The sequence below is a fragment of the Nostoc sp. genome (assembly GCF_036919815.1).
Taxonomy (GTDB): domain Bacteria; phylum Cyanobacteriota; class Cyanobacteriia; order Cyanobacteriales; family Nostocaceae; genus Nostoc.
The window spans coordinates 45,534-58,855 of sequence record NZ_JBALCE010000081.1; the positions used below are offsets into that span (position 1 = coordinate 45,534).

A 13,322-nucleotide genomic window follows, 5' to 3' on the forward strand; every position below is an offset into this window, starting at 1 on the left:
TATGAGTTATGAGTTGTGAGTTGTGAGTTGTGAGTTGTGAGTTGTGATTTCTAACTCCGAACTCCTAACTTTTTTCCAAGTTATGAGTTATGAGTTGTGAGTTGTGATTTTTATTCCTAACTCCTCACTCCTAACTCCTAACTTTATTACCTGGTTTCCATAGTTTCCACTCGGAAACGTTCAACCGAAGCGATCAAGTCACGGGATACACCTACTAAGTGTTGTAGGGCACCTGAAACTCGCTGTGCTTCCTGGGAAGTTTCTTGGGCGGTAAGTTCTACTGATTGCATTACATGAGCGACAGCGCGGGAGGTTTCAGTTTGTTCCACAGTGTCGCTGGTAATCGAGCGCACAAGAATATCGATGCGATTTGCCACTTGAATAATGTTTTCGAGCGATCGCTTGGCTTCTTCTGCCAATTTTGTGCCTTTAATTACTTGTTGTGTGCCTTCTTCCATCGCGGTCATTACTGAGCCTGTTTCGCTTTGGATTTGCATCACAATTTGTTCAATCTCCTTTAGCGATTTAGCAGATTTGTCTGCTAACTGGCGCACTTCATCTGCGACGATCGCAAACCCGCGTCCAGCTTCTCCCGCCCTTGCCGCCTCAATACTAGCATTCAGTGCCAGCAAGTTTGTTCTCGAAGCAATCTGGGAAATCAACGCCACAATTTTAGAAATTTCTTGGGAAGATTCCGCCAACCGCTTCACTTTTCGGGTGGTTTCAGCAACGGTTTCTCGAATTTCTAAAATCCCCGCCACAGTATTTTCTACTGCTTCTCCACCTTTGAGAGCGATCGTACTAGCATCACGGGCGACGGTTTCGGCTTCCCGCGCCGCCTCTGCTACCCGTTGAATCGAGTCAGTCATTACCTGTACAGAATTCAGCGTTACCGCCAACTCTTCTGCTTGGCGCAAAGCATCACCAGATAAGGCTCTAGCAAAGGTTTCAGAGTTGGTTGCACCTTTTGTCACATCCTTGGCTGCCACTTTTACTTGTTGGACGATATCTCGGAGGTTTTGAATTGTCAGGTTAAAAGCATCAGCTACCGCACCGAGTACGTCGGCTGTGACTTCCGCTTGGACTGTTAAATCTCCTCTAGCAGCTCCTTCCACATCATCCAACAGGCGAATTACCTGTCGTTGCAAGTTTTCTTTGGCTTCCTCTTGTTCATCGGCTTTGCGTTGGACTTCACTTGTAGTCGTGAAAATTACCCGCGCCATTTCATTAAAGCCAGTAGCTAAATGCCCCAATTCATCTTCGGAAAACACTGTGGCTTGAGCATTCAGATTTCCTTGACGTACAGCCTCAAATTGAGCTTGGAGATCATCAGTTGTGCGCCGAATTTGTTTAAGCGCCAGATTCCCCATGAAGCCTGCGGTACTAAAACCTGCAATCCCAGCTGCTAGTGACATCGCCCAACCTGTGTTTCGGACTGATTCTCGTTGTTGGGGTGGCGAAAATGTGGTGGCGACAAAGCTAACTGTGGCGACAACCAGCGCCGAGACAATGCCCACACTTCCAGCAATTAGCCATTGTTTCCTTTCTATGGAGGCATTCTCTAATGGTGCTAACCATCCTTGCTCGATGTTAACGTTGGGTTCTAGTTTTGAGACATCTGTTTGGCTAAAGACTGGAACTGCTTCATGGGAACCAGTCATCGAGAACAGTTCTTCTTCGCGATCGCTAGCTGCATTATTTAAAAAAGCCTCGGCGCTTTCAGGGTGTCCACTGCCACTAGTTTCTGATCGATCAGAATGCCTTGCTAGATCACCGAAGTTAGAATCTCCTTCCATGATGTCAAAGCCGGGAATATTGCCTAAATCGTCAAATTCCTCAAAGTCATCTAAAAACTCGATATTGCTCTGAGAATTTTCTCCATTTAGTATATTGTTTGAGTCTTCATAAGAGCTTGACACCTCGGAGCCAAAGGCCGACTCAAATGCTTCTATATCAAAATTTTCATCCTCCTCAAAGTTATTTTTACCGCTAATTTCACTTGATTTTACCTGCTTTTTTTCCAGAGGGAGATTGCTGCTAAAAGATGAAGAATCATCTGATAAATCCGCCACAAAAGCTGACTCTGTTCCCAGATTTGTTCGTTTCAACCAATCATCTGTTTCGGTTTGCGGCAAATGTTCTTGACTGCTATATTCCAAGTTATTTGTTGCGGCTGAACCATTTCTAAGTTCTTCTTCAACAATCAGTAAAGTTTCCTCTCCAAAATTAGATTTTTTATATTCTAAATTTCCAATACTTAGCTCTGGAGACTTTGGCTCACTCAACAAATCAGAGAAATTATTCTCGCTATTGCCAGTTGGGGAATTAGAAGATGAAGAGTTATTATTGTCAATAGCTGAATTTTCGTGAGCAGAATTTATCCCATCATCTGAGAAATGACTATTTACTAATGGTTCTTCCAGACTATCTTCTGATAAATCTTCTTGCCAAAAAGCAGGCAACTCTAATTCAGTTTTCTCCTCATCCTTGCTATTTGACTCTTGTTCCTGTGATTCTTCATTGAAGGCAAAAGGGTCGTCACCAACAGCTGTAGAAGAATCTGATATTTTTACTGTTCCAATACTATCTTCTGTAGGGATGTCAAATGGACTTTTTGAAGATATCTCTTCAACGCCATTCACAATTTCTTGCTCCTCTCCAAAAAAGTTCAAATCAAGGTTATTGCTGTCAAAATCCTCACTAGTGCCCAAATCTTCTAATTCATCTTCGCGATCTGCGAGTGCATTAGACATCTCTGGGGAATTTATTTGCTCTTCACTTCCTGATGTATCAATTTCCCCACTGAATGACTGTAAATATTGATTAATATTCTCAATTCCACTATTGGCAAAACCAATAATTTCTGGATCGTCAGTCAAGCGTAATACCTGTTGATATTGTTCTTTTGCAACATCGTATTGCTGCAAAACATAGTAGATATGACCCCGCAACAAATGAGAGCTAGCATCATTTGGGTAATTTTGCACCACTTGGTCAACTAAAGTGGCGGCAACCTCATAATTCGTTTGAACATAGGCGTTCATCGCCTGTTGATATGTTGGCTCGTGATTATCAATACTTGCTGCCATTTCCTCCTCCAATTTCATCCTGCCCACCTAGCACTCCGTAAAATTGCCATTTGATCGAGTAGTCGTAGAGACTGATTATTTTTAGCACGTAATAACCACTCTCCACGTAAAAAGGGAGCCATAGTATCGGGAACATTATTTGGTGGCATGAGATTCTGGACATCCAGCCAATCCATACCACCGATTTCCTCTACTGCTAAACCCACTATTGTGTCTTGCTCTTCAATGGCAATCACCGGAATTTCAGCTCTATCCGTGTTTAATGCAGTTGCTTCACCAAGAAATTGACCCAAATCAGCCACCCAAATAACTCGACCTCGTAAATTTAGAGTACCCAAAAGTAAAGGAGAAGCATTCGGAATTGGGGTGATTCTATCGGGGCTTAGTTCAATTACCTCCCGGATGCCAGTTGCTTGTAGTGCAAACTCCTGATGCGAGGGAATGTAAAACCTCAAATGTAACTCACCTTCAGGACTTTCTACTTGTAATTCCGGTCGGAAATGGTCTTGACCACTGCCAGTTAAAAAGTCCGGTTTGCTGACCATATTGCTTTTATCCTTATCCTCGCAGCAGTTGTTTAACTGTTCCCACCAACTCGGTTGGTTGAAATGGTTTGGCTATATAGGCGTCTGCCCCCTGCTTCATGCCCCAATAGCGATCAAATTCTTCACCCTTGGAAGAACACATGACCACAGGGACATTTTGGGTTTTTGGATCGGATTTTAATCGCCGACAAACTTCGTAGCCGTTCATCCGGGGCATAACAATATCCAATACCACTAAATCGGGAGGTGCTATTTGAATTGCCTCCAATGCTTCTAATCCGTCACTGGCATGGGTAACAGTTAAGCCAGTTGCTTTTAGGAGGTCTGTAATCATCTCCCTTTGCGCGATACTATCTTCCACAATCAGAACTGTACTCATAAGTGTCTATCTACCTCCTGATGTAGACGTTCCTAGTTGGAACATTCCCTGATTCCTCCGCAAGTATTAACTGTATAAATTAATTCTAGTTTTTCACTATTTTCCTGGATATGACCTTTCACTGAGTTGGCTGACTCTGTGATAACATTTTTTACTTGATATTTTACTAGATCAACAAATCTTGGATCTTTTCGATAACTAATGCCCAATACTTCTCTACCAGAGGCTGCGCCAACGACTTCTCTACGAGACGCTACGCGTAGCTTGCTTCCACGTACTCCTGCGGAGGACAAGCTACGCGCAGCGTCCCGCAGGGAAGTGGTACGCTCAGTACAAGTGCCCAATGCCCAATTTTCATTGGTTGTTGATATATTTCTCTACGAGCATAAGTAACTCAGTGTCTGTAAACGGTTTTGTTAAATAATCTGTTGCCCCGACCATGTTAGCTTTGACTCGATCAATAAATCCATCTTTACCAGTAAGCATAATAATCGGTATGAGCCGAAATGCTGTTGAATGTCGCAGCATTGCGCAAACCTCGTACCCCTCCAATTCCGGCATGGCAATGTCGCATAAAATTAAATCCGGTTTGAGTTGAAAAACCAGACTCAGTGCCTCTAAGGGATTGGTGAGAGCGATCGCTTCATAACCTTGTGCTTGTAGGATGGAATTTATAGTTTCACCGATAGCGATCGCATCGTCAATACATACTATCCGTCCCTTGTGTTTTCCCTTCAATTCGCCGCTAGCCGTCTGAGTCTCTGGTTTAGCTGTGACTGAATATACTAGTTGTAGCCAACCCTGTTGCACATATGGATATATTGCCTTAGCGACTGTCAAAATGTCTCGGTTGAGATGGCGAGCTAGTTGACGCAAGGAGGTTTTACCATCAGCCCAATGTTGTAGCTTATTCACGGTTGCTTCTGGTAACGAAGATTGTAGCTGAACTTTGTCAGATAGGACTGGAAATTGTTCTGGAGACTGAATGTGTGGATAGAATTGCTTCCACTCTTGCACCTGTTTGGTAATTTTTGTAACAAAAGCAGCAATCTCGAAAGTGTTTAATTGCGGGGCAAGTGCCGCACCCTGATGAAAGATGAAGTTACCTTGGTGTAAGCTCAACAGGTCAAAAAGGGTTTCATGCACTAAGCCGTGAATGATACTACCAGCGATCTTTGGGTTGATGATATTCCGCTCCAAGAGTGCCCAAAGATAGGTATACTCTGATGTGTCGGTTGATGGGAGGGAGGCAATTTGTTTGTCGGTGAGTTGCATCTCAACTCGGTAATGACGTAAATAATCCGTGATTCTGGATAAACTACTCTCGCCTTCTTGGCAATAGATAATTTGACCATTCAGGAAAAATACGAACCAAGACTGTTGTTTGAGGCGATAAATGCTTGCTCCCTCGCCACCCAGTTTGTGGTAATGGTGAGAGCTAGTAGCTTCTACCCATAGTTCCCCAGTTCGCTGTCCCAACTCAATCAATTGCAAGATACTGCAAATATCAATTTCATTTAAATTTCCCTGCATTTATCTAAAAAGTACTCCTTGTAATCCCGTTAATATTATTTATTAATTGTGGCTCGCAATTTTTCGATTTTTCGAGTAGGGAGTTTAAGTATTGATTCTCGGGTATTGGAAAGATTATTACCCTGTTCCTTATTCTCATGCGAGGATACATTAAGCTATAAACCTTCATCTTTCGTAATACACTTCGACAAAGCTAGTGTTAACACGGAAGTCATCATCACTGTCATCAGTACAAAATATAAAGGCGCGGCCAAGACGCTTTTATAAGTATCAAGATGTAATATCTCGCGTCTCTAGTTTTGTCTGTCTTGTTCTCCTAAACTTCGGTTCAGTCAGACAAGTTAACAGAATTATTTAAGGTATATCTCAAAATATGAACTTTAAGTTCATCAATAAAGGACTAACGGTGTGCTGTATTTAGCAGAAGTACAAAAACAGAAAGGTGGTTTACTCGGTGGCGGTGCTAAAACCGAACTGAAACTGCTAGCTTGTCAGCGAACAGACCAGAATTGGAGTACTGTCTCCGAAGATGTGATTGCGGCTGAGGACGCAAGCAAATTAAATGATGGTGCTTTGGTACTGGTTGAACTGAATCCGAATCGTCAAGTGCAGCGAATTCAAGAAGCAGGGCGTCCACTAGTTAACATTTTGCAGAATTTTTCCCGCCAATTGGAGAAATTTAAGCTCAAGGAAGATGAGATTGATCAGTGGAAGCAGTCGCTGACCTTTCAGGCGCAAGAGTTGAATCGCCGTGAAATGGACATGGAAGTACGATCAGAACAGTTGCAAGAAATGGAGGATGAGTCGCAACGTCTGGAGGAGCAAAAACAGGAAGTTGATACCTCGCGTCAGGAAATTAAACGCTTACAAGCAGAAGTTGAGCGCAACCGCCAGGAGTTGGAAGGCGCTTGGGAGCAATTGCGAGGTGAACAGCGTCGCCTAGACGAACGTCAAGCGGATTTTCAACAAGGGACGGTTTTGGATGAGGAGCAAAGTCGGGTGATGAGTGATTTACTCGATCGCTTGTCTAGTTCTGCTGCTCCCACGCAAACAGTCAGAGAACACCTACATCTGGCTTTTGAATTGGTTGAAAAACAGCAAGCGACTCTAACCCCGCACTGGCAAAAATTGGAGGAGCAAAAAATTGCGATCGCTCAACAGCAAGCAGAAGTTGAGGGTTTGTCACAAAACTTTAGCGATCGCCAAAACGCTTGTGTTCAAGCACAAAATTCTTTAACCCAGCACAAAGCCCAATTGCAGGTGAATACAGCAGACCTTACCAGCAAGCAAGAGTATGTTCGGATAATCAAAGAGCAGTTACGAAACCAAGAAGAGTTATATCAACAGATTCGCTCTTTGGATGCAACATCTGTTGATGTAGTTCTCGGTCAGCAAGTTGATGTGGAAGCTTTGGAGAAAAAGCCTTTAGAAGAACTACAAAAAATAGTGCAAGACTTGCAAAATAAGGTGGAAATAGACGCTAGCTTTGTTCACGATCAAGAACAAGAACTGGAATATAAACAAGAAACTATAAAAGAACTCCAAACTAAAATAAATCACGCATCTGACGATAACCAGATGAATTTGGAACTGGAACTAACGGATGAAAAAGACCTGTATCAGATGCTAAACTCCAGTTTGGTGGGACAACGCCGCAATATGTTACAGCATCAGAACTTTCTCAAGCAACACCAAGCTGTACTGTTACGGCGGCAAGGATATACTGTTGCTGAAGAAGAAGTTAACAACAAAATTAATTTAGAACCGATTCTGTTACAAATTGAAACCCAGCGACAACAATATTCACAGGAAATCCAAAAGTTGGAACATGAGATTGAGCAGATCCAGGCTGGTATTGAGCTAAATCAGGGAATGATTGACAATCAAACTCATGATTTGGATGGAAAACGCCAAGAACTCAAAGCGATCGAGGAAAACTTGCTGTTCCTACGAAGAACAACTGCTGAATGCTGTGGTCGGGTGAATCTCTATGAAGAAGCACTACAACCAATTCAGGATTCTCTGGATAGCTTACGGCAAAAGCTGCAAGGAATTGGACAATCTTTGGATCAATTCCAGGAAACTGGTAACTCTCAAGTGCAAGCGATCGCACAGTTGCGTCATACTCTTCAAAGTTTAATGCCTCAGCCAGAATTACTGGCGTCTTAACAAGTTCTGAGGCTTTGGTGAGACAAGGGGCTTTAGCCTAGCTAAAGCCCAACTACAAACTTAGTTATTATTCCATAAATAAACTAGATTATACATGAAAAAACTCTCCCAGCTTACGCGCTTGTTCTGTATTTATCTTCTCTTGTCCATTTAAAATATTATTAACCAAATCTTCTGTCCCTAAAACCGCTACTAAATCATCTCTACTTCTCTCAGATTCTTCTAAAATAAATAACAACATAGATACAGGATTATTCTGCGGGCTTGGCTGATAATATTCTTGTTCAAACTTTTCAATTAAAGTAATTAATAACTGATAAAGTTCGTCTTCTTCTGGGGTGCGTTGCCGGTGCATTAAATGTTCCACTATCCCTAAAGCTTGCTCATTTTTAGCTTCACTTTTTATCAGCTTGGGAAGATAAGCTGTTAATAATTCCTTGTATTTATCTGGATTAAAAGTAAGGGTCATCTTTCCAGTTCTCCTTATCGTTTTTTGTCCAAATTCCAATAGTATAAATCTTAACTCCTAACTATTTCAAACAGATCCAGTCGCCTTCTACTTGAGCGATCGCACCACCAGGAAAGGGATCAGTTTGCGATCGGTTGGGGGCTATAATTAAAGCCGTTAATTTTTCGATGTGTTCAAAACTCGCTGCGTCAGTCAGTATTTGCTGCAATATCTGACGCATCACCCGACGTTGCAATGCCAATGGTGCTTTTTGTAATACCCGACGATTTAACCGCAAGGGAAGAAGAGGAGTAAGGGAATCTTCTTCATGCCCCATGCCCAATGCCTTTTCCCGCAACTCCTGGGCAGCTTTTTCTAAATATTCCACTTCCGCTTGGAGAAGTTCTGCTGTTTGGGCTAAGGCTGATTCTACTTGTGGGTTGAAATTTTCCCGCAAATATGGTATTACCTCTTGGCGAATGCGGTTGCGGGCATATTGCAAATCTTGATTGGTGGAATCTTCCCAAATTGGTAATTTAAACTCTTGACAAAATTGCTCTGTTTGTATTCGAGTAATTTCTAAAAGTGGACGCACTAGCATAATGCCTGTAGTTAGAGGGCGTTGCCAAGTCAGGGCTTGTAAGCCATCAGCACCAGTACCACGAATTAAGTTGTAGAGGAGAGTTTCGGCGCGATCGCTTGCGGTGTGTCCTGTAACTATATATTGATAATTATTTGCTTGAGCGATCGCACTTAAAGCTTGATAGCGCCAATCGCGTGCAGTAGCTTCACTATTTACCGGAGCGATCGCTGTTTCTAAATAAAAGGATATACCCCAAGTTTTAGCTAAATTTTCTACATGATTAGCATTAGCTTGCGAGTCAGAACGCCAGCGATGATCGCAGTGAGCAATACCTATATTCCATCCCCATTTGGATTGTAAATCTAAAAGTAATTTTATTAAACATAAAGAATCTTGTCCGCCAGAGACAGCGATTAATAGGCGGTGGTTACGCTCAAATAAGTGGCGCGATCGGATGGTGCGATGTATTTTCGCGTGTAGAGGAGTCCATACCATTGTTGTAACTCCTCATAGTTTTTGAATTTGACTTGCAGCTACAACTTGTTTAACAGTTAGTTCTAGTTCCGGGAAAGTACTAGAGAGAATGCGGTCATTGCTTGTAAACTTTTCGACTTGGTATTGACCGTTAACCAACTGGTAAACAAAAATCGTGGGGAGTTTGGGATTACCGAGATAAGCGCGAGAAGCGATCGCCAGATAATCTACAATCCAATACTCAGGGATACCAAGCCGATGATACTCATCTAATTTATCAACATAATCATCATCCCAGTTTGTTGAGGTGACTTCCCCAGCAAGTTGAATCGGCTCAATCAGCGCTCCGTAGGCTAAAACATTGCTGTTCCACTGTGAACCACTAACTACACTCACATCTGGTTTTCTGCCTTGTTCTTGCCCAGTATCAGTAAACGTCCTAACGATCACATCTTTGTCAGCAATATAGTCTAGTCCCAAGCGTCTAATTTCATCATTGAAAGCAAGCATTAAAAACCTTGCCACATTCTTGTGCGCTCTAGTTGGCTCCACTGGTATAATCTCTCCGTTGATCAGTTCGTAAATGCCACCATCAGGGTATTGCTCTAGAAACTCTTCAAAAGTTAGTTTTTTAACTGGAGTCTGAACCATATTGTTCACCTGCTAAAAAAGGACTTAAAGTAATTTTTAATTGATAATGACGCTCATACATTGCTAACATAATTCGTAATTTTTGAAAGCACCAGGCAACTATAAGTCGCGGCTACACAGACAAAACCTTTGATTTTCTCTTAGTTTAAAAACCTTTGATTTTCTCTTAGTCCACGCAGGTGGACTTCGTTTGTATAGCCGCGATTTCCTAATCGCCAGGACTAGGTGCAAGATGTGAGTTTCCAGGTTTGCGTCTGTTGTGCATGATCGTGAGGATTTTTTGGTAAAGCGGGTTAATCCAGTGGTTTTGCCTCTGCGCTGGATTGAGAAAGAAACGGAAGGGTTTGCTGTGGAAACACGACAATTGCGAGTATTGTTTATGGCAACCGACCCGGAAGATGTAGAACCAAAGTTAGATTTTGAACAGGAAGAAGCGAAAATTCTGACTGATACGCGAAACTTTAATTTAGATTTGCGGGTGGAAGAAAGCGGTTGCGTTAGCGAGTTGGGTAAGGTGTGGGGCCGCTATTTTAATGACTTTGATGTGTTTCACCTCACAGGACATGCGTCCATTACTCCTGCTGAAGCGGAGAAGAACCCCACCCCCAACCTCTCCGCGCAAGCGAGGAGGGGAGAAGGTTTAGAGGCGAATACGCCTTATTTTGTTACTGAGACGGAAATCGGGGAACGTCACGAAACCACAGCCGCAGAACTTGCGGAAGTCTTCCGGTTTAGATTTCCCAAATTGGTGTTTTTGTCTGGGTGTCGAACTGGACAAGCACCAGATAAAGGGGCTGTCCCTTCAATGGCTGAGGCACTAATTGCCCAAGGGGCTAGGGCGGTTTTAAGTTGGGGGCGGCCTGTGGAAGATCGGACAGCTACAGCTGCCGCCGCACACCTCTACGGCAAATTGGCAGCCGGATATCAATTAGCTGAAGCACTCGCTAGCATTTACCAGCAGTTGTTTAAACAGAATGTGCGTGACTGGCATTTGTTGCGGTTATATGTCCAGGGAGAATGTCCCGGTGCGTTGGTGGAAGTGTTGGGAGATTTGCCACTCTCAGCGCCGGAACCTGCTTATCAACAGTTTTTAGATCCCGATACCCAAATGGTGCGGGTGGCGAAACCCTCTGAGTTTGTTGGGAGACGGCGGACTTTGCAACGTTGTCTCAAAGCGATTCGCACTTCATTGGGGGTACTCATTCACGGACTGGGGGGTGTGGGTAAGAGTACTGTGACGGCGCGACTTCTCGAAAGGATGGTTGGCTATCACAGGCTGGTGAACTTTCGGCAACTGGATGAGGATAAATTGCTCAAAACCCTTGCTGAACAATGTACCTCAGAACGGGGGCATGAAATTCTCAATGGCAAGTTACCGTTGATGCAGCGCCTCACCAAGTTTTTCACAGAAGGACTGAATAGCAAAGAACAGCGCTTTGCTTTTGTGCTGGATGACTTTGAGGCCAATTTGGAATTACGAGGTGATGGGCTGTATGTCTTGCAACCACAAGTTGTAGATGTACTGCTGGCGTTGCTGAAGGCGATTCAAAATTCCCAACTTCCCCACAAGGTAATTATTACTTGTCGCTACGATTTCACATTGTCGGAACTGAATCATCGTCTGTACCGCGAACCTCTGGGGGCTTTGGGTGGGGCAGATTTAATTAAAAAGTTTAATCGTCTCAATTCGTTTAATGGCACTTTGGGGATTGATGCAGAATTGCAGAAACTCGCCAAAAAAGCAGCAGATGGAAATCCTCGGCTGTTGGAATGGTTGGATAAAATTCTTTCTGAAAACATTGCAGATAATCTCGCCACAATCTTAAAGAAGATGGAAGTGGCAGAAGAAAAATTTCGTGAGAATATCTTGGCTGAGGAATTGCTGAAGCAGCAAACTCCAGATTTGCGGAAAATGCTGGGGAAGTTGTTGGTGTATGAGTTACCTGTTGTTCAAGCTGCTATTTCCCCGATTTGTGAGGATATCTCAAGTTGGGAAAGTCATATTCAACGCGCTGAAATTTTGGGTTTGTTGGAAGTTTCGCTTACCAACAACAAAGAGAGGTTGTATCGGGTTCCCCGGATTTTGTCACCATTGCTAGAGTTTCCAGAAAACCTTAAGGGTGAAGAGTTGTATAAACAAGCTGCACAAATTTTGTATCGTCTGTGGTGGGAGGCGGAAAGTTTTACGGAAGCACAAAAGTTAGAAATTCATCGCTTGGCGTTGTTGGGTAAGGATGAAGAAATTGCTGGTAAAATAGGTAATTCATTGGCGGGGCACTTCCGGAATAAAAGTCGATTTCGGGAAGCAATACATCTATGCAAATCAACCTTAGAAATTACCAAAAACCATAGTGTTCTCAGAGAAATTGCTTATTGTGAACACCAAATGGGTGAGGTTGATCGAGCATTAAACTATTATCAACAAGCTTTAAATCTTTGTCCCGCAGAAGATGAACAAGAATTAGCATCAATTTATCATTATTTAGGTATGCTTAAAGACGACAAAGGGGAAGTGGATCAAGCGATCACATTTTACAATCAGTCTTTGGAAATAAATGAACGCATTGGTAATGTCCAAGGCAAAGCGACGACATTGCACCAACTGGGAATTCTCTACGCCAAGAAAGGGGAATTGGATCAAGCGATCGCACTTTTCAATCAGTCTTTGGAAATAAATGAATGCACTGGTAATGTCCAAGGCAAAGCAGCGACGTTGCACCAACTGGGAATTCTCTATGCCGACAAAGGGAAAGTGGATAAAGCGCTAGCACTTTTCAATCAGTCTTTGGAAATAAATGAATGCATTGGTAATGTCCAAGGCAAAGCGACGACGTTGCACCAACTAGGAATTATTTATGCCAACAAAGGGGAAGCGGATGAAGCGCTTGCACTCTACAATCAGTCTTTGGAAATAAATGAACGCATTGGCAATGTCCAAGGCAAAGCAGCGACATTGCACCAATTGGGAATTCTCTACGCCGACAAAGGGGAAGTTGATCAAGCGTTCGCACTCTACAATCAGTCTTTGGAAATAAATGAACGTATTGGTAATGTCCAAGGCAAAGCAGCGACATTGCACCAACTGGGAATTCTCTACAGCCAACAAAGGGGAAGTAGATGAAGCGATCGCACTCTATAATCAGTCTTTGGAAATAAATGAACGGATTGGTAATATCAAAGGTAAAGCGACGACGTTGAACCAACTGGGAAATATCTACGCCAACAAAGGGGAAGTAGATGAAGCGATCGCACTCTATAATCAGTCTTTGGAAATAAATGAACGGATTGGTAATATCAAAGGTAAAGCGACGACGTTGAACCAACTGGGAAATATCTACGCCAACAAAGGGGAAGTAGATGAAGCGATCGCACTCTACAATCAGTCTTTGTCAATAAAGGAACGCATTGGTAATGTCCAAGGCAAAGCGGCGACGTTGCACTGTCTGGCAAT

At 43.0% G+C, this 13,322-nt stretch carries 11 protein-coding genes; 3 read left to right on the forward strand and 8 right to left on the reverse strand.

Annotated elements, in window-relative coordinates; all coding sequences use genetic code 11:
- Positions 1-146: 146 nt before the first annotated feature.
- From V7K15_RS19060 to V7K15_RS19080, 5 genes are read right to left on the reverse strand one after another with little or no spacing between them, the layout of a single operon-like run.
- The gene (locus V7K15_RS19060; protein WP_334907636.1) at positions 147-3,089 is read right to left on the reverse strand and encodes a methyl-accepting chemotaxis protein; all 2,943 of its coding nucleotides are present in this window, start codon (positions 3,087-3,089) and stop codon (positions 147-149) included.
- A 14-nt stretch (positions 3,090-3,103) separates the two neighbouring features.
- The gene (locus V7K15_RS19065) at positions 3,104-3,634 is read right to left on the reverse strand and encodes a chemotaxis protein CheW (protein WP_334907638.1); all 531 of its coding nucleotides are present in this window, start codon (positions 3,632-3,634) and stop codon (positions 3,104-3,106) included.
- A gap of 13 nt (positions 3,635-3,647) precedes the next feature.
- Positions 3,648-4,013, reverse strand: coding sequence for a response regulator transcription factor (locus V7K15_RS19070; protein ID WP_069073698.1), 366 nt, complete (start codon positions 4,011-4,013; stop codon positions 3,648-3,650).
- A gap of 32 nt (positions 4,014-4,045) precedes the next feature.
- On the reverse strand, positions 4,046-4,357 hold the full coding sequence (locus V7K15_RS19075) for a hypothetical protein (protein WP_334907640.1): 312 nt from the start codon (positions 4,355-4,357) through the stop codon (positions 4,046-4,048).
- A gap of 10 nt (positions 4,358-4,367) precedes the next feature.
- Complete coding sequence (locus V7K15_RS19080; protein WP_334907642.1) at positions 4,368-5,546, reverse strand: response regulator; 1,179 nt, start codon at positions 5,544-5,546, stop codon at positions 4,368-4,370.
- A 408-nt stretch (positions 5,547-5,954) separates the two neighbouring features.
- Between V7K15_RS19080 and hmpF the strand changes: the two genes are divergently transcribed.
- On the forward strand, positions 5,955-7,715 hold the full coding sequence (gene hmpF, locus V7K15_RS19085; RefSeq protein ID WP_334907644.1) for a pilus motility taxis protein HmpF: 1,761 nt from the start codon (positions 5,955-5,957) through the stop codon (positions 7,713-7,715).
- Positions 7,716-7,803: 88 nt separating this feature from the next.
- Here hmpF and V7K15_RS19090 read toward each other — a convergent pair whose 3' ends face one another.
- From V7K15_RS19090 to V7K15_RS19100, 3 genes are all read right to left on the reverse strand, one after another.
- Entirely contained in the window at positions 7,804-8,184 is a 381-nt protein-coding gene (locus V7K15_RS19090; protein WP_334907646.1) for a helix-turn-helix domain-containing protein, read from the reverse strand.
- Between the two features lie 61 nt (positions 8,185-8,245).
- Positions 8,246-9,241: a tRNA lysidine(34) synthetase TilS gene (gene tilS, locus V7K15_RS19095; RefSeq protein ID WP_334907648.1), complete on the reverse strand. Its 996-nt coding sequence runs from the start codon at positions 9,239-9,241 to the stop codon at positions 8,246-8,248.
- 12 nt (positions 9,242-9,253) lie between these two features.
- Entirely contained in the window at positions 9,254-9,871 is a 618-nt protein-coding gene (locus V7K15_RS19100) for a Uma2 family endonuclease (RefSeq protein ID WP_334907650.1), read from the reverse strand.
- A 280-nt stretch (positions 9,872-10,151) separates the two neighbouring features.
- On the opposite strand from V7K15_RS19100, the gene V7K15_RS19105 reads away from it, so the two are divergent.
- Both V7K15_RS19105 and V7K15_RS19110 read left to right on the forward strand, forming a co-directional pair.
- Positions 10,152-12,992, forward strand: a complete 2,841-nt coding sequence (locus V7K15_RS19105) for a tetratricopeptide repeat protein (protein ID WP_334907652.1) — start codon at positions 10,152-10,154, stop codon at positions 12,990-12,992.
- Positions 12,922-13,322: tetratricopeptide repeat protein (locus tag V7K15_RS19110; protein WP_334907654.1), on the forward strand; the 401-nt coding region annotated here is incomplete at its 3' end. The genes V7K15_RS19105 and V7K15_RS19110, both read left to right, overlap by 71 nt.